Annotated in this window: 22 protein-coding genes and 3 pseudogenes; 14 read left to right on the plus strand and 11 right to left on the minus strand. The window is 67.9% G+C overall.

The features are described 5' to 3' along the window. Nucleotides 1–196 precede the first annotated feature (196 nt). Genes ACFVT2_RS05320 through ACFVT2_RS05330 form a run of 3 tightly spaced genes read left to right on the plus strand, consistent with a single transcriptional unit; the run spans nt 197 to nt 4,913 of the window. On the plus strand, nt 197–922 hold the full coding sequence (locus ACFVT2_RS05320) for a WXG100 family type VII secretion target (RefSeq protein ID WP_390012442.1): 726 nt from the start codon (nt 197–199) through the stop codon (nt 920–922). Next, entirely contained in the window at nt 919–4,611 is a 3,693-nt protein-coding gene (locus tag ACFVT2_RS05325) for an RHS repeat-associated core domain-containing protein (RefSeq protein WP_390012444.1), read from the plus strand. The genes ACFVT2_RS05320 and ACFVT2_RS05325 overlap by 4 nt, the downstream gene beginning before the upstream one ends. Then, a complete protein-coding gene (locus ACFVT2_RS05330) occupies nt 4,602–4,913 on the plus strand; it encodes an Imm53 family immunity protein (RefSeq protein ID WP_390012446.1) in 312 nt (103 codons plus the stop codon). The genes ACFVT2_RS05325 and ACFVT2_RS05330 overlap by 10 nt, the downstream gene beginning before the upstream one ends. A 184-nt stretch (nt 4,914–5,097) precedes the next feature. Here the strand turns inward: ACFVT2_RS05330 and ACFVT2_RS05335 are convergent. The 4 genes and pseudogenes from ACFVT2_RS05335 to ACFVT2_RS05350 form a co-directional block, all read right to left on the minus strand. After that, a pseudogene (locus ACFVT2_RS05335) lies at nt 5,098–6,215 on the minus strand (serine hydrolase domain-containing protein). Between the two features lie 68 nt (nt 6,216–6,283). Beyond that, nucleotides 6,284–6,457 (minus strand): annotated as a pseudogene (locus ACFVT2_RS05340) (transcriptional regulator); the annotation flags it as partial. A gap of 885 nt (nt 6,458–7,342) precedes the next feature. Further along, nucleotides 7,343–8,437, minus strand: coding sequence for a GNAT family N-acetyltransferase (locus ACFVT2_RS05345; RefSeq protein ID WP_390012448.1), 1,095 nt, complete (start codon nt 8,435–8,437; stop codon nt 7,343–7,345). Nucleotides 8,438–8,477: 40 nt separating this feature from the next. Beyond that, entirely contained in the window at nt 8,478–8,972 is a 495-nt protein-coding gene (locus ACFVT2_RS05350) for an SRPBCC family protein (protein ID WP_390012450.1), read from the minus strand. Nucleotides 8,973–9,618: 646 nt separating this feature from the next. On the opposite strand from ACFVT2_RS05350, the gene ACFVT2_RS05355 reads away from it, so the two are divergent. The 5 genes from ACFVT2_RS05355 to ACFVT2_RS05375 all read left to right on the plus strand — a co-directional run bounded on the left by ACFVT2_RS05355 (nt 9,619) and on the right by ACFVT2_RS05375 (nt 14,880). Beyond that, nucleotides 9,619–10,665, plus strand: a complete 1,047-nt coding sequence (locus tag ACFVT2_RS05355; protein WP_390012452.1) for an SDR family oxidoreductase — start codon at nt 9,619–9,621, stop codon at nt 10,663–10,665. Beyond that, a complete protein-coding gene (locus ACFVT2_RS05360) occupies nt 10,662–11,912 on the plus strand; it encodes an aspartate aminotransferase family protein (RefSeq protein ID WP_390012454.1) in 1,251 nt (416 codons plus the stop codon). Before ACFVT2_RS05355 ends, ACFVT2_RS05360 begins: the two co-directional genes overlap by 4 nt. Nucleotides 11,913–12,246: 334 nt before the next feature. Further along, on the plus strand, nt 12,247–13,329 hold the full coding sequence (locus tag ACFVT2_RS05365; protein ID WP_390012456.1) for a GDSL-type esterase/lipase family protein: 1,083 nt from the start codon (nt 12,247–12,249) through the stop codon (nt 13,327–13,329). A gap of 613 nt (nt 13,330–13,942) precedes the next feature. Continuing rightward, a complete protein-coding gene (locus ACFVT2_RS05370; RefSeq protein ID WP_390012458.1) occupies nt 13,943–14,518 on the plus strand; it encodes a DUF6232 family protein in 576 nt (191 codons plus the stop codon). Further along, nucleotides 14,518–14,880 (plus strand): hypothetical protein, encoded by a 363-nt coding sequence (locus tag ACFVT2_RS05375; RefSeq protein ID WP_390012460.1) that lies wholly within the window; start codon nt 14,518–14,520, stop codon nt 14,878–14,880. Before ACFVT2_RS05370 ends, ACFVT2_RS05375 begins: the two co-directional genes overlap by 1 nt. A 101-nt stretch (nt 14,881–14,981) precedes the next feature. Here the strand turns inward: ACFVT2_RS05375 and ACFVT2_RS05380 are convergent. Both ACFVT2_RS05380 and ACFVT2_RS05385 read right to left on the minus strand, forming a co-directional pair. Continuing rightward, nucleotides 14,982–15,209 (minus strand): annotated as a pseudogene (locus tag ACFVT2_RS05380) (dehydrogenase); the annotation flags it as partial. Then, nucleotides 15,208–15,393, minus strand: coding sequence for a hypothetical protein (locus ACFVT2_RS05385; protein WP_390012743.1), 186 nt, complete (start codon nt 15,391–15,393; stop codon nt 15,208–15,210). The gene ACFVT2_RS05385 and the pseudogene ACFVT2_RS05380, both read right to left, overlap by 2 nt. A 1,300-nt stretch (nt 15,394–16,693) precedes the next feature. On the opposite strand from ACFVT2_RS05385, the gene ACFVT2_RS05390 reads away from it, so the two are divergent. The 5 genes from ACFVT2_RS05390 to ACFVT2_RS05410 all read left to right on the plus strand — a co-directional run bounded on the left by ACFVT2_RS05390 (nt 16,694) and on the right by ACFVT2_RS05410 (nt 21,660). Further along, nucleotides 16,694–17,647, plus strand: a complete 954-nt coding sequence (locus ACFVT2_RS05390; RefSeq protein WP_390012462.1) for an ABC transporter substrate-binding protein — start codon at nt 16,694–16,696, stop codon at nt 17,645–17,647. Nucleotide 17,648: 1 nt separating this feature from the next. Further along, a complete protein-coding gene (locus ACFVT2_RS05395; RefSeq protein ID WP_390012464.1) occupies nt 17,649–18,632 on the plus strand; it encodes an amino acid ABC transporter permease in 984 nt (327 codons plus the stop codon). A gap of 14 nt (nt 18,633–18,646) precedes the next feature. Next, nucleotides 18,647–19,399, plus strand: a complete 753-nt coding sequence (locus ACFVT2_RS05400; RefSeq protein WP_390012727.1) for an amino acid ABC transporter ATP-binding protein — start codon at nt 18,647–18,649, stop codon at nt 19,397–19,399. Beyond that, a complete protein-coding gene (locus ACFVT2_RS05405) occupies nt 19,396–20,634 on the plus strand; it encodes a M20 family metallopeptidase (RefSeq protein ID WP_390012466.1) in 1,239 nt (412 codons plus the stop codon). Before ACFVT2_RS05400 ends, ACFVT2_RS05405 begins: the two co-directional genes overlap by 4 nt. A gap of 165 nt (nt 20,635–20,799) precedes the next feature. After that, complete coding sequence (locus ACFVT2_RS05410; protein WP_390012468.1) at nt 20,800–21,660, plus strand: MurR/RpiR family transcriptional regulator; 861 nt, start codon at nt 20,800–20,802, stop codon at nt 21,658–21,660. Nucleotides 21,661–21,710: 50 nt separating this feature from the next. On the opposite strand, the gene ACFVT2_RS05415 is transcribed toward ACFVT2_RS05410, so the two are convergent. Further along, nucleotides 21,711–22,121, minus strand: a complete 411-nt coding sequence (locus tag ACFVT2_RS05415) for a RidA family protein (protein ID WP_390012470.1) — start codon at nt 22,119–22,121, stop codon at nt 21,711–21,713. A 654-nt stretch (nt 22,122–22,775) separates the two neighbouring features. On the opposite strand from ACFVT2_RS05415, the gene ACFVT2_RS05420 reads away from it, so the two are divergent. Beyond that, nucleotides 22,776–23,516 (plus strand): DUF4190 domain-containing protein, encoded by a 741-nt coding sequence (locus tag ACFVT2_RS05420; RefSeq protein WP_390012472.1) that lies wholly within the window; start codon nt 22,776–22,778, stop codon nt 23,514–23,516. A 177-nt stretch (nt 23,517–23,693) separates the two neighbouring features. Here ACFVT2_RS05420 and ACFVT2_RS05425 read toward each other — a convergent pair whose 3' ends face one another. From ACFVT2_RS05425 to ACFVT2_RS05440, 4 genes are all read right to left on the minus strand, one after another. After that, on the minus strand, nt 23,694–24,413 hold the full coding sequence (locus tag ACFVT2_RS05425; RefSeq protein WP_390012474.1) for a VWA domain-containing protein: 720 nt from the start codon (nt 24,411–24,413) through the stop codon (nt 23,694–23,696). A gap of 3 nt (nt 24,414–24,416) precedes the next feature. After that, nucleotides 24,417–24,623 carry a hypothetical protein gene (locus tag ACFVT2_RS05430; protein WP_390012476.1) on the minus strand — a complete coding sequence of 69 codons (207 nt, stop codon included), beginning with the start codon at nt 24,621–24,623 and terminating at the stop codon, nt 24,417–24,419. 358 nt (nt 24,624–24,981) lie between these two features. Beyond that, the gene (locus ACFVT2_RS05435) at nt 24,982–25,626 is read right to left on the minus strand and encodes a hypothetical protein (protein ID WP_390012478.1); all 645 of its coding nucleotides are present in this window, start codon (nt 25,624–25,626) and stop codon (nt 24,982–24,984) included. A 136-nt stretch (nt 25,627–25,762) separates the two neighbouring features. After that, nucleotides 25,763–26,494 carry a hypothetical protein gene (locus ACFVT2_RS05440; RefSeq protein WP_390012480.1) on the minus strand — a complete coding sequence of 244 codons (732 nt, stop codon included), beginning with the start codon at nt 26,492–26,494 and terminating at the stop codon, nt 25,763–25,765. Nucleotides 26,495–26,620: the final 126 nt, after the last annotated feature.

Consider the following 26,620-nt stretch of genomic DNA (forward strand, 5'->3'; position numbering starts at 1 on the left):
TAGGCGCGGATGTGGCTTCCGAGTGGCGCTGGTCGGAGGCGAATGAGACGAGAACTGAGGCCACGGACCGAACGCTTCGTGCTGGTCGGAGGCTAGAGGCGGCCCGCTCGGGCTGTGTCGCGGTTGGAACCCCATTCCCTCAACCGGCGTCCTTGTCTACGGTCGACTGCGCACGCCGTCACGGGGGAGGAGCAGCATGGCGATCGAGTTGCCTGAAGAGGTGGTGTCGTTCCTCTCGCTCATCGGCATCAACTGGCCGACGGTGAACGAGGACAAGGTCCGCGAGTTCGCCTCCCACGTACGGGAGTTCGCGGAGAACGTGGAGGCCGCGCACCAGGATTCAACGGCGACGGTCAAGCGGCTCCGTGAAGCGTACGACGGGGCGTCATACGAGGCGCTGCTGGCCAAGTGGGGGCAGCTGTCGGACCGGCACATGGAAGAGCTGGTGCGGGCGTGTCATGCGGTGGCCACGGCGTTGGACGTGGCGGCAGACGTGATCGTGGGGATGAAGGTCGAGACGATCGCCGAACTGATCGTGCTGGCGGTGACGTTCGTGGCGGACCAGGCGGCTGCCGTGGCGACCTTCGGGGTGGCCGAGGCAGCACTGATCGCGATCGAAGAGGCGGCGAAGCGTCTCGTCAATGCCCTTGAGCAGCAGTTGGAGCAGTACCTCATCGGCCAGGTGATCGAGGCCGCGATCGATCCGCTGATCGAGGTGGTGGCGGGGGCGGTGAGCGGGCTGGTGTTCCAGGCCGCCGAGTCCGCGCTGGGGGTGTCCGGCGGCGGTCCGGGCAGCTCGGGTTTCCGGATCGACCCGGATGCGTTGGAGTCGCACGCGCGGACGATGCACGGCCACGCCGAAACGGTGGCCGGGCACGCGCAGGCGTTCCAGTCCAAGATCGCGGGGGTGAGCTTCGAATGAGCAACCAGATCGTCAAGGCCCTGGAGCACGGGGCGCAGAAGCTCGGCAAGACGCTGGCCGAGGACGCAGGCAAGGCGCTCAAGAACTTCTACCGCACGGCCGGCGATAACCTGAAAAAGGTTGCCCACAATACGCGTGAGGCCGACGCCAAACACGCCTCCGAGCTGAAGAAGATCCTTGATGGCGGCAAGAAGGACGTGCCCGGCAGCCCACACGTGGGCAAGGGCCAGGCAAACCAGACAAAGTTGAGCGGCTCTGGCAAGCCGGGGCAGTCGTCGCACGGCAACCGGAAGTGCAAGACCGCGGGTGACCCGGTGGACGTGGTCTCAGGCCAGATGGTCATGTCGGACGTCGATCTGGAGCTGCCCGGCCTCCTGCCGCTGGTAGTTCGGCGGGCCTATGCGTCCGGTTACCCGGGAGGCCGCTGGTTCGGGCCCGGCTGGTCCTCGACGCTCGACCAGCGTGTGCAGGTCGGTGCGGACGGTATCCACTACGCAGGGGAGGACGCGGAGACCCTGCACTATCCGCGACCGACCCAGCCCGGCCAGAAGGTACTGCCCTCCGAGGGGGCGCGCTGGCCACTCACCTGGGATCCGGACACCGACACCATCCTGATCGAGGACCCGGAGACCGGATGGACCAGGCATTTCGCCGCAGCTCCGGAGGAGGAATCGACACGGCCGATCAGCGCGCTGACCGACCGCAACGGTGACCGAGTGGACTATCTCGCGGGTGACGACGGCCTAACGGCCGAGCTCCGGCACTCCGGCGGTTACCGCGTCATGGTCGACACCATCCACACGGCATCGGGCCCTCGGATCGACGCTCTGCGGCTGCTGGACGGCACAAACCACGGACTCGGCACCACCGTGGTGACGTACGACTATGACATTCGGGGCTGTCTGACGGAGATCATCGACTCCTCCGGTGTCGCGTTGGTCCACGGCTACGACAGCCAGGACCGCCTCACGTCATGGACCGACCGCAACGGCTTCTGGTACCGATACGACTACGACGCAGGTGGCCGGGTGTGCCGCGCACACGGCTCTGAGGACGTTCTCACCGCGACCTTTGCCTACGATGCCCAGCAGCGGGTCACCACGGTGACCGACAGCCTTGGCCATCGCAGGCAGTACCACTACGACCAGTACCACCACATCACCAGAACAGTGGACGCTCTCGGTAGCACTGTCCACAGCGAGTACGACCGCTACGGCCGCCTACTGTCACGCACCGACGAACTCGGGCACACCACCCGCTACACCCTGGACGCCAACGGCGATCCGCTACGAATCGATCGCCCCGACGGCACGTCGGAGACCGCAACGTACAACGAACTCCGCCTGCCCACCGAGATCACCGGCGCCGATGGCCAAATCTGGCGGTACACCTACGACGCCCACGGCAGCTTGTTGTCGACCGTCGACCCGCTCGGCGCCACCACCACCTACAGCTATGACGAACACGGTCGGCTGGCCACCGTCACCGACTCCCTCGGCACGGTGCGCCGCTACGAGACCGACAGGGCAGGGCTGCCGGTGGCGGTGATCGATCCGCTCGGCGCGGTCACCCGGGTGACCCGGGACGCGTTCGGCCGTGTGGTGACTCTGACCGATCCGCTCGGGGGCGCCACACGGATGGGCTGGACGATCGAGGGCAAACCGGCCTGGCGTGTCGGCGCCGACGGGGCGCGGGAGCAGTGGGAGTGCGACGCTGCCGGCAACCTCGTCCGACACCTCGGCTCCGGTGGGGGCGCCGTGACCTTCGAGTACGGCCCGTTCGGTCAGGTGACAGCGCGGACGGATGCCGACGGCACCCGCTACGACTTCACCTACGACCAGGAATTGCGGCTGATCGGGGTCCGCAACCCACAGGGCCAGGTATGGCACTACACATATGACCCCGTCGGCCGTCTTCTCTCCGAGACGGACTTCAACGGATCCACGCTCATCTACCGCAACGACCCCGCCGGCCGGCCGATCGAGCGGACCAACGGCTGCGGACAGACCGTCAGGCTCACCCGTGACGTCGAGGGCCGGGTCATCCTGCGGGAGGCGGACGGAACCACACCCGCCACCTTCCGCTACGACGCGCTCGGCCGTCTGCTGGAAGCCTCGGCCGACAGCACTGTGGTCTTCTACCGGGATGCCGTCGGCCGGGTTCTCACGGAGACCGTCGACGGGCGGTCCGTAACCAACCAGTACGACGTGGCTGGTCGGCGGGTCCGCCGGACCACTCCGACCGGCGCGATCTCTGAGTGGACGTACGATGCGAACGGCCTTCCGGTGACGCTAGCGACACCGGGTGGCGGACTGTCCTTCAGCCGTGACCTGGCAGGGCGGGAAACGACCCGATACCTGGGTCAAGGCGCTGCTCTCACCCAGAGCTGGGACGCGGCTCATCGGCTGACCGGGCAGGCGGTGTGGTCCCAGGTTCCTGCCGTCGGCGAGTCACCAGCCCGGTACGACCCGCTCCAGCAGCGCACATACACCTACCGTTCGGACGGTAACCCGATCGCCGTCTCCGACATGGTCCGCGGCAATCGTTCGTACAATCTCGACGCCATCGGCCGAGTCACCACGGTTCAGGCCGCCGGTTGGACGGAGGAGTACGCCTACGACGCGCTCGGGAACGTCACGGCGGCGACCGGACATTCCGGGTCCGCGCGAGAGACGTCCGGGGAACGGCTCTACAGCGGAACGCTGGTCCGCTCGGCCGGGCGTACCAGCTACGAGCACGACGGGCAGGGCCGGATGGTCCGGGAGACCCGGCGCACGCTCTCCGGCAAGGTTCTGGAACGGACCTTCGAATGGGACGCGTACGACCGGCTGGTCCGTACAGTGACGACTGATGGCCATACCTGGGAGTACCGCTACGATCCGCTGGGGAGGCGAATCGCCAAGCAGCGGACCGACGTGGACAGCCCCGCCATTCTGTTCTCCTGGGACGAAGACTGCCTCGCCGAGCAGGGTTCCGTCTCTGCCGAAGGCCGGACTGTGGTTACCACATGGGACTGGGAACCCGGCGAGTACCGGCCCACGAGCCAGCTCCACCGCTCATGGTCGGCCGGCGTCACGCAAGCGGAGATCGACCAGCGGTTCTACGCAATCATCACCGATGCGGTCGGCGCACCCAGTGAACTCGTCACCCCTGACGGGCGGATCGCCTGGTACACGACGACGGATCTGTGGGGCTCAACCGTCACCGGCGGCGGAACGGAGACCGACTGTCCATTGCGCTTCCCCGGCCAGTACCGGGACGACGAGACCGGGCTCGACTACAACTACCACCGGTACTACGACCCGGAGGTCGGCCGTTACCTCTCCGCCGACCCGCTGGGCCTTGCTCCTGCGCTCAACCATCATGCGTACGTCGACAACCCGTTGATCCAGCTGGACCCACTCGGCCTCGCCCGCGCGAAGCGGCTCCGGCCGCATGAGGACGCGACCGGACCGCACACCACCTTCCGGCGGGATGGCACGACCGGTCGGGTCACCCACTACGCGGAGTGGGGGCCCCAGGACAACCCACACGATCCCGCACCGTGGAAGATGACCAAGCGGGCCGACATGGTCGGCCCGGCCCATTACGACCGGAAGACGGGCGAGACGATTCCGACGCCTCACGTGAACCTTCCGGATGGAAGCGCTCGTCCGACCGAACCGTGGGAGAACACCCCGTGCCCCTAGACGCTCTGAGCTTTCTCACCGCCTGGTACACCAGTCAGTGCGACGGTGACTGGGAGCACGAGTACGGCATCCGCATCGAGACGCTGGACAACCCCGGCTGGTCGGTTGAGGTCGACCTCGAAGAGACCGGGCTCAGCGGGGCCATCCTCGACCGAACGGAGGTCACCAATGGGGATTCCTGGATTCAGGCGTGGTCGGACGGCTCCGTCTTCCATCTCCGCTGCGGACCCGCTGACCTGGTTAGCGCGTTGGAGCGGTTCAGGGACTTCGCGACCCTGTACGGGCAGGAAGGGCGGGCATAGGGCGGGTTGAGTGAAAGAGCTCGCCGAGCTGTCGAAGCAGCTCTCGTCGCCGATCAGTGTCTGCTCGCGGCTGATTGGCGACGAGTCTCCGTTCGGCCGCGAGGAGGTCCAACGGGGTCTCGCGCTCGTCGAGCTTGGCTCCGGTCCGCGCCATGGAGGGAAAGGCTGCCGCGTCCGTGCGCAGTTACGACAGAGACCTTCGCACCGCGTCAACCAGCAATGCCGCACGGACATCGTCAGGGCCCCCGATGATGTGGTTCATCACATAGCCGAAGGCGATGCCGTGTTCCGGGTCAGCGAAGCCGAGTGAGCCGCCTCGGCCGGTGTGGCCGAAGGAGTCCGGCCCCGTCATGGGGTTGTCCCCGGTGGGCAGCATGTATCCGGAGCTGAACCGGCTCGGCGCCACCAGCACCTGGTCCTTCCCGTTGGCCTGTTCCTTGGTCGCCGATGCGAGGGTCTCCGGCGTGAGTAGGCGTACGCCGTCCACCTCGCCGATCAGAGCGGCGTACATGCGTGCCAGGCCGCTTGCGATGCTGATGCCGTTGGAGGCCGGGAGCTCCGCAGCCTGCACCTCGGGCGAGTCGAAATCGATCGCGGCCGGTTCGGTAACCGCGTACGCCCTGTTGCTGAATGAGTTCGGGTCGCGCCAGGCCGCGACCTGTTCGCGGAGCTGCTCGGGGATTGACTCCGTGGGCACGATGGTGAGGTCGACCTGGGGCTGCTGGTAAACCATCCGACTGACACGGTCTCGTGCACTCGCCGGCAACCCGATGAAGAAGTCCAGACCCAGGGGGGCGGCGATCTCGTCGGCGAAGAAACGTCCCGGTGTGCGGCCGGATACCCGGCGGATGACCTCGCCGATCAACCAGCCCCAGGTCCGGCCGTGATATCCGTGAGCCGCGCCTGGGGTCCACAGGGGACGCTGAGCGGCCAGCGCGTCCGCCATCGGTTGCCAGGCCAGTGCAGCGGCCAGCGGCACCGGTTGGTCCAGTGCGACCAGGCCGGCCTGGTGGGACAACAGCCACCGCACCGGAATTTCCGCTTTACCGTTCGCAGCGAACTCCGGCCAGTACTTGGCCACCGGTGCGTCCAAGTCGAGCGCGCCTCGCTGGGCGAGCAGATGCACTGCGGTGGCGGTCGCGCCCTTCGTCGCCGAGTAGACCAGTTGCAGGGTGTCCCGCTGCCACGGACGACCGGTGTCGGGGTCCGCTACTCCACCCCACACGTCCACTCGAAGTTCGCCGCGAACGCTTCGCGTACTGGCTCGAACCCGGCTGCGACCTCACCGTTGATCGTCGTTATGCGATCCATCCTGGCATTTCAGCGGTCTGCTCCGAGAGAGCTCTTTCGGAACGCGCAACGCGTACCGATTAGGCCGCTTCGGGCAGCGCCTGGAGCCGCTCGCGGAATTCACGGACGGCCGGGATGGACTTGTGGGGTTGGAGCTGCTCGGAGAACTCCTTCAGGCGGTCCTTGGCGCGCACGGAGCTGACCTTGTCTTCGAGGAGCTCGGCGCCGTAGTTGGCGGCGTCGAGGGCTCCGTCTGGCTCTGTCGATGACGAAGAGCAGCGTTTGTCCGGCCCTTCGGGAGGCGCTGCCCGCGCCGAATGTCCACGGCTTCGGACAGCAGCTCGGTGGTGACCGGCGAGACGAGGTCGACCGCCCGTCCGAGGCTCGGGGAAAAAGCGCTGGCTACGGGCGCAGGTGGCAGTCGACACCGCTCCGTTGCCGGGTGTCGGCGGGTGCCTCCCGTTCTCGTCGACAACGACATCCCGGCGCGGCAGGTGCCTCCCGCGGTCGTCAACAACTGCTGTCGTGAGACGTCGATAAAGCCACTCCGTCCAGGTCATTGCCGGCGAGGCGGGCTTCGGCTAGGCGTGCGGACCGTACCGCCTTGTCGTGAGGGGCTGCCTTCTTGACGGAGGTCTCCAGGGGGACCGTCGCGCGCCTGAACTCGGCCGCCAGGCGGGCTTGCCATGTCGTCCGAGGCGCGAGCACCCAGCGCAGGAGCGGGAACCGCACGCGGCCGATGAGTGGATACGGGTCATACTCGTTGTGCCTGTGGCACAGGGAGGTCAGACGGCGTGACGACGAACGAACGAACCGCGTTCGACTCCGCGAAGGCAGAGAGCATCTTGTGTAGAGCTTGCGAGCTGGCCGGGTTGGTCCCCGGCGGGATCGAAATGCTGCGACTCGGTGACCATGCGGTGTTTCGCGTCGACGGCGGGCTACTACTAAGCACCGCTTCGGCGAGGCTGTAGAGGCAGCGTCCGACCGCACAGGTATGCGGGGATACGGGGACGCCCTGGCCAACAACACCGGAAGCTTCCGGCTCGGCATGGTCCATGACGGCCACTACGTCGACTGGCGGGACGTGGTCGAGCTGATTTGCCGTACCGATCCTCAGGGGACGGAGAGGGCCCATCGGCTCATGTCCGGTCTCCGGACCGGTTGAGTGCCATCGGGAGAAAATACCTGAGGATCACTCTGCACACCCGGTTGCGATGCGTCACGGCATGTTCGAGTGGGACGAGGTGGCACCCCATTTTATGTTTCGCCTCATAGGCGGTCTGCGTCAGATTCAGCCTGGTCATACCCAAGCGAATCGCCTCCTCGATACCGCGATAGTACGTGACCTGGTAGAGCCGCAGTTCACGCGAGCAGTCATAATCGAGGCCGATACGGATCGCCACCGCGCTCTTCTCCCCGAACAGACAGACCAGGAACCCCACGAGGCGGTCCTGCTGCCAGCAGGCGACCGCCTTGGCCGGAATCCTCGGGTCGGTGGAGAGCAGGGTCATGAATTCCGGTGTCCATACGTCCAGCCGGCTCTCCGCACGGTCGAGTACCGCTTCGTACAGCGGCATCATGGCTGGTACGAGATCTTCGAATCGCTCGCGTATCTCGATGGTCACGTCTTGCTGACCGGAAAACCTCGCCAGATTACGTCGGGCGGTGCTCCGGCCATTCCTGGACAGAGACGAGACATATTCATCGAAACTCTCGGCGCGCAGCGAGAGCCAAGCATCGGGAAGCCCCAGGGCCCGAAAGTATCCGGCTCTTCCCAGGGCTGGCCCCAGCCACTCCAGGTCCGACTGTGAGAAGTCCTTGAACACGGTCCACCGGGTGCCCGCCGAAGTAGACAGTTGCCGGACCGCGTCCACCAGGAGGTGCGGGGCGGTCTCATGGAGCCCGTCCCCGCGCAGGACTCTCCCTTCTCCCAGAAGGTGTCCACACACCAGAAGCCCAATGCGCAGCGGTCTTCTCATGATGCGGTGCAGAGGCCGCAGCGCTCGACGTCCCTGGGTTCCCAGAACGTCTTCGAGAGCCAGTGCGGGGAAGACATACGTCGGCAATACGGCTCTTACCTGCTGTCCCCGTCTGAGCACGATGTATCGATAGGCATCCGGGCCGAGTCCGGTCCGTTCCATGGCCTGGAAGAGCGCGTACTCGTAGATCGGGTCGTCGGACGGTGCGAGCTTCCGCCACACATCCGGCGGGATCTCGGAGACGCTGTCGACCACCGAGACCTGCCAGGTGGCTGGAGACCCCGGAGCAGCTCGTTCAGGGCTGACCACCCTCACCCTCCAAAGGTGCCGCGGACAGGTCCTTGCACTCTGTGACCTCTGCGCTCGGGCCGAAGACTCCGTACAGCATCTTGGTCACGGTTTCCGTCATGGCCCGGCCGGCGACGGGTTCCAGCAGGTCGGCCATGCCGGGCACTCCGAGATCGAACCGGGCCCTGAACCGGACCGCGCTCCCTTCCGGGAGCGGCGCGATCGACCATTGACCTGCAAGGGCGAGCAGGTCGCCGTCGATCAGTTCGAAGTCGATCCTCAGGCGCAGCTCGTCCAGGCGGTCTCGTTCCCGCCACTTGAGGATCCCGCCCGCGAAGGCGACTTCCCACGAGGAGATCCGGTCATTGTCCGGACCGTGCTCAAGGGAGACAGCGTGCACCACGTCGGAACACCGCGGGAAGCTGGCGAAATCCGAGAGTGAGTCGAATACCTTCCTCGGCTGTGCACCGGGAATATGAAGAGCAATACGGATATCGCGCACTGCACCCCCAAATTTTCCGAGCCACGAGTCAGAGATGGCATGATCTTCGGCAGCCTGGTGCGAGTCAGGAGGATCAACGCGAACCGGGCGCAGCGGTTTCCCGCTGGGATTGCGGTCGGTGTGACGGTTTCTGTCCTGTCGGATGCTGCGACAGAACTCCCCGCAGCAGAGGGGGACGCTGCCGAGCGTTCCCGTACCGCCATGCTAGGACCCGTATGGGGTCACGCGCCCGCCAGGAGCCACGGCCTTCCGCCATCCGGCGGACGACCCGCAGAAACAGGGCGCGGAGGAACACGCCGTTCCCGAATACGGGTGCGTCGGGTGAGCAATCCCGACGGGGCGGCCGATTCCGGGTCGCGCCTCCGGTGGTGACCTGTCCGACAGATCCATAGCATGTTCCCCGGTTCCTGAAGCCACGGTGTGCTGCAGCCGATCAATTCAGTATTCCGGCCGACCCGGCGTCCTGTGGCTGTCGCCGTACGAAGACACATCGTATCTACCGGCCCGTCCTGTCGGCTGTGCGGACGAACCGACTCGGCGGGACGCGCGGAGGTGAACCATGGGTATCTCTACTTCTCAGTGCCTCGGGCCGGCGCCGCACGCTCGTGCTCACGTCGAGAATTCCCGATGGAAGGACACAGCGCCCATGCAGCCGATCGAGGACGGGCGCCGACACCCGTACCCGCCGCCCGGAAAGCCATCACTGAATGTTCTCCTCACCGGTGCGACAGGAGTGGTGGGCAGGGCCCTGCTGCCGAATCTAGGAATGCACAACGTCATATGTCTCCTCCACGTGACCGCGATGAGTGCGCCGGGGCTGAAAGCTCTGCGCGGAGATATCAGGCTTCCCTGCTTGGGCCTGTCTCGTAGAGATTTCAAGGAACTATCAGCGGTGATCGATGTGATCGTGCACGCCGCGGCCGATACCAGCTTCGGCGCCGAGTCCGCTCTGGTCGAGACCAATGTTGCGGGCACTGCGAGGATCGTCGAACTGGCACAGGAAGCCGAGGCGCGACTGGTGTACGTCAGTACCGCATTCTCCGCTGTGGGCACCGATGGTGACTCGGCGGCACTGGCGTACGCCAGGACCAAGGCGAATGCAGAGGAGCTCGTACGTGCGAGTGGCCTGCCGGCGGTCGTTGTCCGGCCCTCGATCATTGTCGGTGACTCCCGTACCGGTCACATCGCCAAGCATCAGGGGTTTCACAAACTGCTCGGAGCGATGATGCGCGGCCTGCTTCCCATCGTCCCGCTGGACCCCTCCCGGCTGCTCGACTTCGTGCCTCAGGATGTCGTGGCGAAGAACATCGCCGACCTCCTCGACAAGAACTCCGACCGGACGGACCTGTGGCTGACGGCCGGCTCGCGCGCACTGCAACTGGGCGCGGTCGCCTCCGAGATCCACGCGGCCGCGGTGGAACTGGGCCGGCCCATTCCGCCCGTACGCTTCGTAGATGAGGATCTGTACGAGCGGCTCATCGTGCCGGTATTTCTGGAGGCCGTACCGGCGCCGACCCGGAAGCTGATCAAAACCCTTGCAGAGCAGCTGACCCCATACGTGGCCGCCCAAGGTCCATTCCCCAGTGATGTGGGTGAACTGCCCGACCCGGTACACACGTTGCGTGCCTCCGTGCGGCGGTGGGCGAAGGCCAGCGGGTTCCGGCCTCGCGACGCGTCGGGAGCGCTGCGATGAGCCCGGCGGATTCCGGCCGGGCACGGGCGGTCGTGCTGGACCACCTCCGTGATCACGTCAACCGCGGCCACTCTCGCATCGCTTCGCTACTCGGCCTCCCGTTGGAGGTGCGTTCGGCGGGTGCCTTGGTGTACGACGAACAGGACACCCCCCACCTCGACTGCGGCGGGTACGGGGTGTTCCTCCTGGGCCACCGCCACCCGGATGTCGTCGACGCCGTCGTGGGGCAGTTGGGCAGGCACCCGCTGTCGACGCGTGCGCTGGTCGAGCCGAACATGGCATACGCGGCACAGGCACTGACCTCGGTGGCACCTGCCGGCCTGCAGTATGCCTTTTTCGTGAACTCGGGGGCCGAGGCCGTCGAGTTGGCGATGAAGCTTGCACGGGCGAACGGCTGTCGAAGAGTGATCGCCGCCGAAGGCGGCTTCCACGGGAAGACGTTGGGTGCGCTCAGTGTGACGGGGAACCACAGGTACCGGACCGGTCTCGAACCGTTGCTGCCGGGGGTGGAGTTCGTCCCGTTCGGTGACGTCGACACCCTGAGGGCCGTACTGGGAAGTGATACGACGCGGGCATGCGTGCTGCTGGAACCGGTGCAGGCCGAGGGCGGGGTGCGCATTCCTCCCGTGGGCTACCTCCGGGAGGTGAGGGAAGTGTGCGAGGAGTTCCACGCTCTTCTCGTCATGGACGAGATCCAGTCCGGCCTCGGCCGCCTCGGATCCTGGTGGGGGTGCGACGAGGAAGGCGTGTGCCCGGACGTGCTGACGACGGGGAAGGTGCTCAGCGGCGGGGTTGTTCCGGTTGCCGCGACACTGGCGACAGCCGAGGTCTACGAAGTGCTCAACCGGGACCCGCTGTTCCACTCCTCGACCTACGGCGGCAATCCACTCGCGACCGTGGCTGCGGCCACGACGATCGAAGTACTGCGGCGGGACCGGCTCGTCGAGCAGGCCAGAGGACTCGGCAGTCAGCTTCTGCCGCAGATAACCGGGGCCCTGGCCGCCGCCGGTCCGCACGCCATCCGGGAGGTCCGTGGACGCGGACTGCTCATCGGCATCGAGTTCACCTCCGAAGCACTGGCCGGATTGTTCCTGACCCACATGCTCCGAGAGCGGGTGCTGACCTCGTACACGCTCAACGCCAGCAGGGTGATCCGGCTGACCCCGCCGGCGATCCTGGAGTCCGACCACATCTGCTGGCTGCTGCGTTCTTTGGAGCGATCCGCCGCGGCGCTGGTCGGCGCGTGAACCGGACCGGGGCGAACGACCCCGGTGTGTCGGCATGACAACACACGGTCTGCCCGCGACCGCGGGGCAGAACTCGCGCCGGCCGGCAGCGGAGAAGGCAGGGCAGGCCGGAGTCTTCGGTTGTCGTAGGATTTCGAGGCTTCTCTCCGGGTGCGCTCACGGGTCTGGGAGCGCACGCGCCAGGCGGCTGCTCTCCGCACTCACCCTGATGCGCCGAGCCAGGCAGAGGTCCCGAAGGGCGGATCCCTACGGGGACTTGGCCGGAAGATACGGAAGGACCCTTGTGAAGTTACGTAAGGACACAGCAGCAACTGTCCTCCTGGCGACTGGCCTCATGCTGATCGGCGGGACAGGAGAGGTAGCGGCCCGGCAGCCGAGGCCGCACGGGCCGCGCGCTGTGGTGTCGTTGGGCGACAGTTTCATTTCCGGCGAGGGCGGCCGGTGGAAAGGGAACTCCAACACGATGACCGGCGACCGGGACGGGACGGATCGTGCCTGGACCGGAGGGGTCTCCTACGACGCGACCAAGGTCTACGGCACCACGCACACCGGCTCGGGGTGGGGCGGCGATCGAGGCTGCCACCGGTCGGATTCCGCCGAGGTGTTCAACGCCTTCGGCCATAAGGAGATCGACGACAACCGCAGTGAATCCCTCGACGAGGGCAGTGGTATCAAGAGCATCAACCTCGCGTGCTCCGGCGCGCAGAGCAACAACATCGTGGACACCCCGTTCAAGGGGGAGCAGCCGCAGGGCGACCAACTTGCCGAGGTAGCCCGCCAGAACACCGTGGAAGCGGTCGTGCTCTCCATCGGCGGCAATGACGTGGAGCTGTCGGGTGTGCTCGCCCAGTGCGGGAAGGACTGGGCAAGCGGCAAGCGGTGTGCTGAGGAAGAGCAGGCAGCGATCCAGCAGCGTCTGCCGGGCATGCGTGAGGCAGTCCGCAGGGCTGTTGCCAAGATCCGGGAGACGATGGCCGAGGCGGGTTACCGCAATGGCGACTACCGGCTGATCGTGCAGTCCTACCCGTCCCCCCTGCCCGATGAGTTCCGCAACCGGGGCGACGGCTACGACACCGCGATCAGTGAGGGCACACCGCTGTATCTGGGGGATATGCGATGGCTGCACGACTGGGTTGCTCCGGCGATCAGCGACAGCATCCGCAAGGTAGCCCGGGAGGAGAAGGCCGAATATCTCGACATGACCAGTGCCCTTGCCGGACGCGAAATGCGTAACCCGCAGACCCAGCACGGCGCCGCCCCGGCGAATGCTGAGTGGTTCCGGTTCCTGTCCGGGGTGGTCCAGGGCAACCTGCAGGAATCCTTCCATCCCAACTATTACGGGCAGTTGAGGCTGGGCCAGTGCCTCAAACGGGCCTTCGACAACCCGTCTGCCGAACACGTCTGCACCAACGGCTGATACCGCCCTCGGCCGCCGGCGGAGGCATGTCGCCGGCGGACCGTGCGGTGATGGTCCCCGGCAGGTCGAAGGAGCCATCGCCGCACAGGCGACGACGCCGGACGGTGGCCCCGAAAAGGAAGCTCGATCCCGAGCCGGGGGACATGGCGTACCGCACCGCAGCGGCGCTGCTGACGTAAGCCCCCGGACGGTATGAACGCCCCCCAGTTCGTCCTCTTCGAGTGGGGAGTCGTCCGGGGCCCGCCGAGCGCCGTGGGGCGCCGGGGCAGGGTGCGGGCCCGTGATCCGAAGGCAACGGACCAGGCCGGCAGCAGGGCCCGGAACGCGAGCCCCCCCCACAGAGAGTGCCAACGTCCGTCTGTGATAACACTTCTGACGGTGAATCGCACGTGCATCAGTGCGGCACAGAGAGGTGAATGGACCTCGTTACAACGAGTGAACGGATCTCATTCAGTGGGGTCTGCCAAGGGGGACTCGCGTGACGTCAACAGATCCGGCGGAGCAGTCGTGGAACACGCCGGCAGGGGCCCAAGCCGCACCCGGGGGCCCGCCGCCCGCTGCTCCGCCGCGGCCACCGGCCGGCCCGCCGCCCGCCTCCGATCCGCACCCCGATGTGCCACCGGCGCCATCGGCGCAGCCGATCATCGGGGTCCACCTGCGGGTCGGCAAGCGGCTGCTCTGGGTCGGTGACGCCTACTACCCGCTCCAGAACGTCGCGCGGGTGTACACGCTCACCATCCACCCCAGGCGCAAGGAAGCCGTCCTGCTCTTCGTGAAGCGGCTGCTGATCCTCGGGATGGCCACGACCATTCTCGGTCTGCTCGCCACCACGATCGACGCCTTCGGGAGCCGCGACAGCGGCGGCGGTTCCTCCGGAGTCACCGCTCTCGTCGTGATCACCGCCGGCGTGGCACTGGTCTACTCCCTCGTGGACATGCTGAAGGTGCTCGGCGCGCCCGCGCACTTCGTCCTGGCTGTCGAGACGACCGGACCCTCCACCGCCGTGGTGACCAGCCCCGCCCCCGACCAACTGCGTCGGCTCGCCCACCAGATCGCCCACGCGATCGAGAACCCCGAGGCCGAGTTCGAGGTGCGGGTGAACACCATCGCGATCAGCCCCAAGCACTACTATTTCGGAGACAACGTCAACATGTACGGCGGCACCGGCAACGTGGGGATGGCGAGCTAGTGAACGGCGGAGACCAGCACTACTACTTCGGCAGCGGCGACCATGTCACCATGCACGGCGGCTCGGGCAACGTCGGTATCGACAAGCGGGTCACCCCGGCCCAAGAGCTGACCCCGGCCGTCCAGGAGGCGCTCTGCGAACTCCTCTTCCTGGTACAGGAGTTGCGCGGCCAGGTGCCGCAGCCCAGCGCCGACGTCCTCGGCGACTCTCTGCCCGCGCTCCGCGCCGAGGCGGACGTCCCGCAGCAGGAGCGGCACCGTGCGCTGTACGCCGTCGCGGGCATTGCCGCGACCGTCGGCTCGCTCGGCGTACCGATCGTCGAGGCCGTCAACAAGGTGCTTGGACTCCTGGGCGCCCAGTGAGCGCGCACCCCCTCTTGCGCGACGAACGACGGTTCGGCGATCCGGGCCGCGCTCGGCACGCCGATCCGCAACGGGCTCGTCCGTCATGCGGTGCGCATCCGTCATTCCCTGCGCACCTCTTCGAGCCCTACGGGGCGGTGCTCGCGCAGGGACAGCGTGCAGGCATCAGCGATCCAGCTCGCCTCGATGACGTCGGCCACCGTGCAGGGTGAGGGGCGGGAACCCGCCACGACCTTGGTGAATGCGGTGAGTTTGGCGCGGTAGGCGGCGGCGAAACGGTCCATGAAGAAGGTGTGCGGGGTGCCGCCGGGGAAGGTGGCCCCGGGATCAGTCCCGGGTGTGCGTCGGTCGCAGCGGCGAACACGGCTTCGGGGAGTCCACCGCGGTGGCTTCGAACCGTTCGGCGGCCGAGGCGGCGGCCGAAGCCACCGGGTCGGTGACGACCAGGGAGTCCACCGCGTCGAGTCCGGACGGGGTTTCCGCGTGGAACGTGCCGATCCGACCGAGCCCCATGATCCCAATACGCGTGAGAATCTTGTTCCTTCAGCCCGAGGGGCAGTTCTGGTCGACTCCGCCGACGACGGTCTGGTCCCAGCCGATGACCGAGCCGGTCACCACGCCAGATGATGGCGTGCAGCCAACTGCCCCGGCCCTGGAGCCTTGGTGTATCGCGTGTGTATGTCGGCCCATTGGGCCCAGTGTTGCGGCCACGCCTACGACAACGCCCGCACCCAGAGGATTCGGGGGCGGGCGTCGTAGTCGCTCTGCGGCTGCTGCTGGAGCTGCCCGCCGCCTGTCGGGCCGCCGCCTTGATGTCGAATGAGGGGGCGCAGCAGAAGGAAGCGGTGCTGTAAGAGATACGCGAGAGCGTTGCGGACGTGGAGGCGTTCTATGCCGCCGACTACCGCTTCCATCAGATGGTTCTGCGCGGCAGCGGCAACGCAGACTTGCCGCGTACATGCGGGCGCCTCGGCGGGCGTGAAGCGCGTTCAGCTACCTTGTGGGTTGCATTAGCGGAGTTTCGCGGATACGAACAGGGATAATCCCGACCGCCGGATTCGCCTCTCGTTTCTCGGGTAGCTCTGGCGCGGCCACGACTGTAGGGCCGATGTCCGGCCGCTCCAAGTGAGAGGGGGCGGGGCCGACGACGCGACCACCGCCATCGCACCTACGACGGCTGGATACCTCCCACCGTCGGCGAGCTTCTCAAGAACTCCCGCGCGGCGTTCGGAATGATCAAGTGCGGCCTGGCATGGTGCGCCTGGCCCCATCGCGACATGCGCGGCAAGCAGTTCCCAAGGTCGGCCTGGACCAGATCCACTCCGCCCAACGCGCCCACGACACACTGCCGCCCACCGCATGACCGCATAGCCGTTGGCGCATGACCACTTCACCGGCTCAGGGGACCCGACCCGACTCTGCTGGGGCTGGCTCACCAGCTCGAACACGTCATGCCGCGGGCTCACCGCACACCGACGGTCGTGGCGTCCTGGGCAAGGGCGGAATCCGAGACCGGACGGAGTGTCGCGAGTGCGTCGGGCTGGGAAGGCCATGCGGAGACAGGCATTACAGGTATTACAGACGTTGCTCAGTGGCAAGGTTGCGTAACGCGGTTCTGAGGGGCTGTCTTCGAGCTCTCTCAAGAAGAAGGTGGTAAATCACCATATGGTGGGCGGAGGGGCGGTCGGTGCAATGCTTCGCCAAGTCGTAACGTGCATTACATCTATCCAATCTCATGGGCTCCATGTAATTTCCTCTTCGTGCTTGTCGTCGGCGTCTCCCGCCGGCAGTACGTCAGAGGAAGGATTCGACCGTGGTGCACACCCGCCCGACCCGCCACGTGACCGCCGCAGCCGTTCTGCCGGCCATGGCCGTGGCAGCACTCACCGCGTGCGGCGGTCAAGCCGCCGGTACGGCGCCGCCGCCCGCCCGGGTCACCGTCGCGGGGGCGCAGATCACCCGAGATGCGGCGCTCCACGATGTGCTGCCGGCCGGCATCAAAGGCAGCGGCACGGTGCGGGTGGCGACCGATGTCCCCTACGCGCCGTTCGCGATGTTCGTCACCGAGGGCAAGCCGGACCTGACCGGTCTGGACTACGACCTGGGGCAGGCGCTGGGCGCCAAGCTCGGCGTGCGGTTCGCCTTCACGCCGCAGAAGTTCGACGGCATCGTGCCGGCCGTCCAGGCGGGGAAGTTCGACGTCGCCATGTCGGCGCTGACCGACACCAAGGAGCGCAGGCAGGTCCTGGACTTCGTGGACTACTCGGTTTCCGGCTCGGGGGTGTTGGTCGCCAAGGGCAATCCGGCCCGGATCGCGAAACTGGACGACCTGTGCGGCCGCAACGTGGGTGTCGAGGCCGCCACTCACCAGCTTCAGCTGCTCCAGACCCACCAGGCCGCGTGCACAGCCGCGGGCAGGCCGCAGGTCGGCATCCAGACGTTCCCCAAGGACTCCGACGCGCAGCTCGCGCTGCGCTCGGGCAAGGTCGTGGCCGATGTGCTGACCAAGCCCGCGGCCGGTTGGACGGCCAAGACCGCCGACGGCGGCGACGCGTTCGAGGTGGTCGACGACCCGTCGGCGAGCGCCGGCTACGGAGCCACGCCCAACGGCATCGGCGTCAGCAAGAACCTTCCGCAGCTCACCGAAGCCATCCGCAAGGCACTTCAGCAACTGATCGACGAGGGCACGCTCACCAGGATCTGTGACAAGTACGGCGGGGTGTCGATCGCGGTGAAGCAGGCCACCAAGAACGGGGCGGTGTCCTGACATGGCAGCCGCTACCGCACCCGTGCCCGCCGGCACCGACCCCGTCCGGCCCGACGAGGCGCCACCGCAGGACCTCCTGGCCGTGCCCGTGCGGCACTGGGGCCGGTGGATCGCCGCCGTGGCGGCGGTGACCGCGCTCACGGGACTCGTCGGGTCGCTGGCCAACAACGCCAATCTGCACTGGGACATCGTCGGCCACTACCTCTTCGCCGGCCTGATCTTCGACGGCCTCGTCACGACACTGTGGCTGACCGCCGCGGCCATGGTCCTCGCCCTGGCGCTCGGCACACTCGTCGCCGTGATGCGGCGCTCGACCAATCCCGTTCTTTACAGCCTGGCCACCGCGTTCGTGTGGGTCTTCCGTGGTACCCCGCTGCTTGTCCAGATCATCTTCTGGGGCTATGCCGGGGCTCTGTACAAGCACGTGATGATCGGTGTCCCGTTCACGCACATCACTTTCCTCCAGGCGGACACCAACAGCCTGCTGACGCCGGCGGTGGCCGCGCTGCTGGCCCTGGGGCTCAATGAGGCCGCGTACGCCAGCGAGATCATCCGCGCCGGCATCCAGTCCGTCGACGAAGGGCAGACGGAGGCCGCGTACTCGCTCGGCATGCGGCCGGCGCTGACCATGCGGCGCATCGTGCTGCCGCAGGCGATGCGGGTCATCATCCCGCCCATGGGCAACGAATCGATCAACATGCTGAAGATGACCGCCTTGGTGTCGGTGATCTCCGCGCACGACCTGATGTCCAACATCCAGGACGTGTACGCCCAGAACTACCAGGTCATTCCCCTGCTCGTGGTGGCCAGCATCTGGTATCTGATCCTCGTCACTCTGCTGACCTTCCCGCAGTCCTGGCTGGAGCGCCGTTACGGACGCGGCACCACCCGTAGCGGGCGTACCAGCCCGCTACGGCGCCTGCTCACCGGGGCCGCAGCTCGTCTGCCCGTCCTCGGATCCGGCCCGAACCACCAGAAGGGATGACCGTGACAACCCCCATGGTGCACGCCGAGGGCGTGCGCAAACACTTCGGAAGGCTCGACGTCCTCAAGGGTATCGATCTGACCGTGGAACGCGGTCAGGTCTGCTGTCTGCTCGGGCCGTCGGGCTCTGGGAAGTCCACCTTCCTGCGCTGCATCAATCACCTGGAGAAGGTCGACGCCGGGCGGCTGACCGTCGACGGTGACCTCGTGGGCTACCGGCAGCAGGGCAGCAAGTTGCACGAGCTGCGGGAGAGGGAAGTCGCCCGGCGCCGCCGCGACATCGGCATGGTCTTCCAGCGCTTCAACCTCTTCCCGCACATGACGGCCCTTCAGAACGTCATGGATGCCCCGGTCAGGGTGGCGGGTGCCGACAGCGCACAGGCACGGCTCGACGCCGAACGTCTGCTGGGCCGGGTCGGCCTGGCCGACCGGGCGGGCCACTATCCGGCCCAGCTGTCCGGCGGCCAGCAGCAGCGGGTCGCCATCGCCCGAGCCCTGGCGATGAAACCCAAGCTCATGCTCTTCGACGAGCCCACCTCCGCCCTCGACCCGGAACTGGTCGGGGACGTCCTTCAGGTCATGCGGCAACTCGCGGCGGACGGCATGACCATGGTCGTGGTCACCCACGAGATCGCCTTCGCCCGCGAGGTCGCCGACACCGCCGTCTTCATGGACGAAGGCGTCGTCGTCGAATCCGGTCCGCCGCGCCAGGTCCTGGCCGATCCGCAGCAGGAGCGCACCCGCACGTTCCTGTCCAAGGTCCTGTGACCGCCCTCTCGCGGCAGCACCGCGACACCCCCGCCGACGACCCGGCCGTCACGGCCGCGCTGCTGGCCCGGGCCGAAGCCCGGCTCGACGGCTACCTCCGGGATCTGGCCGAGCTGGTGTCCATCGACTCCGGCTCCTACAGCCCCGACGGCGTCAACCTCGTCGCCGCGTGGACCGCCGCCCGGCTGGAGGCGATCGGCTTCGCCACGCAACGGATCGCGCTCCCGCCGGCCCACGGCGACCGGTCCGGTGACGTCCTGGTGGCCCGCAACGCCGGCCGCCTGCCGCCGGCCGACGGCGGCCGGCGGATCCTGCTGGCGGCCCACATGGACACCGTCTTCGAGGACGGTACAGCCGCCGCGCGGCCGTTCCGCATCGCCGGCTCGCTGGCCCACGGCCCCGGCGTCAGCGACGACAAGGGAGGGCTGCTGGCCGGCCTGACCGCCCTGGAGATCCTGCACGCCGCCGGCATGGACGACTACGCCGAGGTGGTGTTCCTCGCCACCCCGGACGAGGAGATCGGATCGCCGGCCAGCCGCCCCGTCATCGAACGCACCGCGCACGGCATGCACTATGCGCTGGCACTGGAGTGCGCACGGGAGAACGGGGATCTCGTCGTCGCCCGCAAGGGTGTGGCGGACTACCTGCTCCGCGTCACCGGCCGCGCCGCGCACGCCGGCATCGAACCCGAGCGGGGAGCGAACGCCGCCCTCGCGGCGGCTCACCTGGTCCTCGCCCTTGAGGGACTCAACGACGACAGGGGAGGTGCGACTGTCAACGTCGGCGTCGTGCGTGCGGGCAGCCGGGCCAACATCGTCTGCCCCGAGGCGGAACTGCGCGTCGAGGTGCGGTCGCCGACCGCCGCGGGTTTGGACCGTGCTCGCGCCGCGATCGAAGCCGCCGCGGCCCGCCCCACCGTTCCCGGCACAACGGTTCAGGTCCAGGAGCTGGAGGTATGCCCGCCGATGCCGGACACGCCCGCTTCCCGTCGCATCTTCGCGCACGCTCTGCGGGCCGGGCAGCAGCTGGGCCTGCCGATGGGCGCCGCGGCGACCGGCGGCGTCGGTGACGCCAACCTCATCGCCGGATGCGGTGTGCCGGTGCTGGACGGGCTCGGGCCGGTCGGCGGGGCCGACCACTCACCGGAGGAATGGCTCGACGTCACATCCGTCCCCGCCCGGATCGCCCTGCTCGCCTCCCTCGTCGCCCGCCTCGGGAATGCCCGCACCGGCTGACCCATCGGCCTCCCGCACCGGCGGTGTGCCCACCGGCCGGTGCGGGAGCCCACGCCTGCCGCCGTGATCCCCGCCTCGTGCACGCAGCCGCGCCACCGCCGCGGGGCGAGGCGGGCACTAGGCTCGACGGGACAACGATCTCGCTCACGACAGGAAGGCACGACGATGGACTCCAGCGCCCTCGCCGAGGAGATCCGGCAGAAGCTGGGGGATCTCAGCCCGGCTGAACGCAAGGTCGCCCGCGTGCTGCTGGCCGGCTACCCGTCCGCCGGCTTCGAGACCGTCGCGGTGCTCGCCGAACGCGCAGGGGTCAGCGCTCCCACCGTCATCCGCTTCGTCAACCGCCTCGGCTACCGGGGCTTCCCCGACTTCCAGGCCGCGCTGCGCACCGAGCTCGACGAACGCAACGCCTCCCCGCTGTCGCTGTACGCCACACCCGGATACGGCCGCGAACCGCAGGCGCGCGAGCTCACGGCGGACCAGATACTCGGCACGGCGGTCACCCGCACGCTCGCTGAACTGCCGCCCCACGACCTGGAACGGGCCATCCAGCTCCTGGCCGATCCCAAGCGCCGGATCACGCTGGCCGGCGGCAGGTTCACCCACCTGCTCGCCCAGTACCTCGGACTGCATCTGATGCAACTGCGCGACGACGTGCGCTTCCTGCCCGACCGCCACGTGGAACGCACCGCGGTCCTCACCACGCTCAGCCGCCGCGACGTCCTGGTCGTGTTCGACTACCGGCGTTACGAGGCCGACAAACTGGTCATGGCTCAGATGGCGCAGGAACAGGGCAGCCGCATCGTCCTGTTCACCGACACCTGGCTCTCCCCGGTCACCCAGCACGCCGAGGTCGTCCTGCCCAGTCAGGTCACCGCCCCCTCCCCCTACGACAGCTTCGTGCCGACCCTTGCAGTCACCGAGACGATCGTTGTCGGCGTCCTCAACACCCTCGGTGAGGACGCCCGCCGCCACCTCCAGGCCGCCGAGGAAGCTGCCGACAGGGCCGGGCTGTACCGCCGCTGACCCGGGCCCGGGGCCGCCGCGCCCGCGGAGTGGATCAGCAGGGCCCAGCATCACCGGACGAGCCCGATGGCCTCAATCTCGATCATCCACTCAGGGTCGGCGAGTGAGGAGACCTCCACGAACGACTCCGCGAGGTGAGGCTTGTCCGGGAAGTGTTCCGCGCGCAGCTTGGCGAAGATGTCCTGCTGTGTGATGTCGGTGACGAACACGGTCGCCTTGACTACGTCAGCGAGGCTGGAGCCTGCGTTTGTCAGGACCGTCGACAGATTCGCGAGCGCTTGACGGGCTTGTGTCTCGAAGTCCCCGGCGCCGACCGTGGATCCCTGGGCATCGATCGGCGCCTGCCCCGATGTGAAGACCAAGTTCCCGACCCGGACGCCGAGCGATATACCGGCCGACTCGTACCAGTCGGGTTCCGCGGAGACGCGCACGCGCTCGGCGGCAGGCTGTGTAACGGACATATTGCTGACACTCCCTCAAGACTGCACACACGGGGCCGGGTAGCTGTGATCACCCCGGCTTGATCAACAGCCACGAGATCCTGAGATTCATTCCCGTGGGCTTGCAAGTTCGCCTCGGCACAGCTCGGGTGACAGCCGCCCACGTAAGCGAGCGCGCCACATCCCAGGCATGATCCGCCGGACAGGCCCCAGGGGTGTGGTGATCACGGACCGGGAGGCCGGATCGATTCTTGTTGCGCTCTTGGCGGGTCTCTTATGCGGGCTCGGGTCTGCTGTGCGGGGCCGGGTCTCCCCTGCGGGATTGGGTGGCGCGGTGAACGGGTGACGCGGCTTGGTCGGCGGCCGGTGCTCGGTGGCCGGTGGCCGGTGGCCGGTGGCTGGGGTCCGGTGCTCGGGCGGGGCTGCCGGTCCCACCCCGCCTCCCTCCCCCCCGTGAGGTAATGAAAGAGTAAAACCCCTGGTATGGTCGGAAATTCCCCAAGTATTCCGGCTGAAGGATTCTGCATGACCACGCCCGTCTCCCCGGACGGCTCTGCGCCCGCGGACCCGCGGTCGCCGGACCGTGACCCGTGGGCCCCGCCGACCACCGAGAGTGCTGCGCAGCCCGCGACGTCGTACCCATCGCCGGCGTGGGTCCGGCCGCCCAGCAACGGCATGCCCATCGCTGCCCTGGTGCTCGGTCTGGTGGGTATCGGCCTCGGCCTGTTCGTCTTCCTGTTCTGGGTGTCCTGGCTGCCGGCCGCGCTGGCAGTGGTGTTCGGCGGCATCGGGCTGAGCCAGGTGCGCAGGGGGCGGGCCACCAAGAAGGCGATGGCGCTGAGCGGCGTCATCATGGGCATCTTCGGTCTGCTCCTGGCGGTGGCCACCGGGGTGTTCACCGCCGTGCTGGTCAAGGGAGCGGTCGACGACGCCCGCAGGGAGGTCAAGGAGGTCACCGACGGCGCCAGCGCGAAGGCCAAGGCGGCCGAGGAATCGGCGGCTGCCGCCGAGAAGGCCCGGCACCTGTCCTTCGGCCAGTCGTACACCTTCGACAACGGTCTGAAGGTCACGGTCGCCAAGCCGGAGCCGTTCGTCCCGGACGCCTTCGTCCACGGCCATGCCAAGGGCAACAAGGCCGTCCAGGTCACCGTCACCGTGGTCAACACCGGTAGCAAGCGGGTGTCCGTCGAGACCGGGCTGCCCGACGTCAACGACGCGGACGGGGCATCGGCGGAGCTGGTGATCGACGGCAGCGGGCGACAGAAAGTCCTCACCGGCTACGTCCTCCCCGGCAAGGAGGCCGTCGGCAGATACGCCTTCTCCCTGCCGCCCGACGCCGCCGACCGGATGGAGGTCGAGTTCAGCCCCGACGCGATGCGGTGGGAGGACGCCTACTGGAGCGGTCCCACCTCCTGAGGGCACGGCGGGCAGCACGCGGAATCGACCTTCGCGAACCACGTACGTTCGTTGGGACGCCACGCCCTGATGCATCGTTGCCAGCAGTTCCAGCAGTTCCAGCAGTTCCAGCAACGCCCGGCACTGCCGAGAGTGCCGGGCGTTGTGGGGGCCCGGCACTGATCCACCGGACGAGTCCTAGCCGAGGATGCCCTGGGCGCGGGCGGCAGCGAGCCAGCTGGGGAACTCCCCGAGCAGGCGGTCGTAGAGTTCGGCGTCCGGCAGGGAGCGGGGTTGGGTGCCGGCGGGGAAGAACCCGGCGTTGTCGACGATCCGGCGGCCGGGGACCGGGAGTTCGTCCAGCCGGCGGAGGAAGTCGAACTCCCGGTGTTCGGGGTCGCCGAAGCCGATGAACTGCCAGAACAGCGGCAGTCCGGCCGCCTTGCACAGCCACTTCTCGGCGGCGGTCCGGCTGGTGGGCCCACCGTCGGTCTGGAACACCACCAGCGCCGGGGCGGTCGCACCGGAAGCGAGGTAGTGGTCGAGTACGGCGTCCATCCCGGCCTCGTAGTGGGTGCGTCCCATGTGCCCCGACTGCACGTGGAAGGCGGCCACGCGCCCTCGGTAGTGGTCCAGGCTGATCTCGTGCACTCCGTCGACGTCGGTGGAGAAGAACACCAGCGGGACGACCGCGTCATCGTCGAGGTGTGCGGAGACGGCCAGCACCTGTTCGGCCAGGTGCTGCATCGTGCCGTCCTTGTAGTACGGGCGCATCGAACCCGACCGGTCCAGCACCAGGTACACCGCGGCCCGCTGCCCCTCCAGCCCGTGCTTGCGCAGGCTGACTCCGGCCTGCTTGTAGAGGTTCACCAGCGGCGGCGCAGTCTGCTGCACCTTCTCCAGACTCAGCGGACTCATCGATCAAGCTCCTTTCGCTCCGGGGAGCCTACGCACCCGGCGCAGCCGGAGCCGCCGCGGTACGTCGCGTAGCGCTCCGGCCGCCACCGCCACCGCCACCGCCACCGCCCCCGATGCTCGGCCGACCGCGACCGCGACCGCGACCGCGACCGCGACCGCGACCGCGACCGCGACCGCGACCGCGACCGCGACCGCGACCGCGACCGCCACGCGCCTCCGCCGTCTACCGGCGCGGTATGGCCGAGAAGGTGGAGCCGTGTTCGTTCGCGGGGAAGGCCAAGTCCTCTTGGAGGGACAAACTGCTCCCGGTTTCCGCCCAGTACCAGTAATTGAGCGAGGCTGTGGTGCCCTTCGACGCGTCGCCGCCCTTTCCGCCGCGCGGGGCGGGTGGGCTACCGCACGCGGACAGCGTGAGGAGTGCGGTCATGGTGGCGGCGACGGATACGAGAGGGAATCTTCGAGACAGGCGCACTGGGTTCGAGACGCAAGATCCATATGCCTGGTTCCGATTCCATCCGAAAAGAAGGGACTTCGGGTGATAAGTCGATGCCCGAACCGCCGCCGTGTCTCACGCAGTAGGCCGACTTCCGGTACGTCGGCGCAGGAGCATCTCCTCTACGGCCTGCTCCAGGATGGCGGTCTTCTGTGCCGGGGCGCTCCTCTTGAGCAGGGCACTCACCCGCTGGGCCGTTTCGGTGGTCGGGAGGAGTCCCACCAGGAGGGCCGGCAACAGCAGGCGCCGGGCGAGGACTTCATCGTCCGAGGTGATCTGCGGCCGACGCACCACCGAGACGTTGACCCGGACGCCGTGTTCATTGCCGGGCGGGACGCCGGTCCGGTCCGTCTCGATCGCGGCATAGCGAAACCCGTGCGCCAGGTCGCAGTCGGAGCAACCCACCGGACCGCGGCTCAGCCGATCACCGCATGCGGAGCAGACCAGTCTGTCGAGCGCGGCATCCACCACCCGCCAGTCATGGCGGTCCGGTTCCGTCACCACCATCTCCGCGAGCGCCACCTCCTGGTCACCGCGGTCGCCCCGCTCGCTCTCGTCCTCACCACGGAGGTTCCACTGGCGCAGAAAGGCGGACCACTCACCTTCCACGATGCCGTCCACCAGCTCGCGGCAGGCCGTACAGTCCGGTGCCCCGCCGTACTCATATCCGCCGCACTCCGCACAGCGCCGCAAGGCCGCCCCGACCGCAGGTCTGGCCATGCGCCCTCCTCCGTAGCAGCCGGTGCGGCACCTCGAACGACCGGCGATCCAGCTCCTCATGAGCCCGAACCCGAACCCGGCGATTTTCCCGCGCCGGGACGGAGCGGGAAAAGCGAATTACGGCTCCGGCCGGTGCCTACTGTGCTGCTCGGGGAGTGTCGGAGGCGCGGTCCGTCGGTACGGCCGCGGACGGTACGAGTGCGGCCGGGACGGGCGGGTGCGGCAGGAGGCGGGCGAGCGGCAGGACGACGGCGCCGAGGACGAATCCGTAGCAGGCCACGAGGCCGTGTCCGTTCTCCTGGGCGAGCCACATCGCGAGCCCGGCCGCGGGCACGCTCACCGCCAGCAGGCGCCCCTTGGCCTGGGTGCTGGTCAGCAGCAGGCCCGCCGCGAGGGTGGCGGCCAGGAAGTACGTCGCGCCGGAACTGCCCGCGAAGTTGCGCGGGTCGGTGCTGGGGGCCGTCTCGCCGAACAGCGCGTCGATCTGCTGGGGCAACAGAATGCCGCCGGCGAACAGCACCAGCATGAGCGGGCCGCGCCAGAACCACTGCGCCAGCGCGGCGATCGCCGCCAGGGTGGCGATGTTCCAGACGCCCCCGAACAGCCCGCCGTTCTGCATGAACACCGAGGTGACCACGCGCCACCAGCCGGTCTTGCGCGGATCGCTGTCCAGTGCGTCCATCGCTCCGGACCACGTCAGCTGGAGCACCACCGCGCCGATGGCCACGGCGGTGAGGGCGATCGCCACCCAGGGCACCGGTCTGCGACGCACCGTGCCTTCGCCGACCAGAAGCAGGCCGGACTTGAACGCCAGCACCATCAGTGCGGCGGTCGTCAGGTTGAAGATTATGGCGCTCACGTAGCTCATCCCCCGTTGAAAAACCCTGGTCACAGGTTTGCGCTCACCATAGTCCAGTGAGCGTTCGTACGGTGAAGATACTGAACGAGGGCTCCGGGGCCTTTTCCGGGGCCACCCGAGGCGGACCAGGGCGAG

The organism is Streptomyces sp. NPDC058000 (genome assembly GCF_042886435.1).
In the GTDB taxonomy this organism is placed as follows: Bacteria; Actinomycetota; Actinomycetes; order Streptomycetales; family Streptomycetaceae; genus Streptomyces.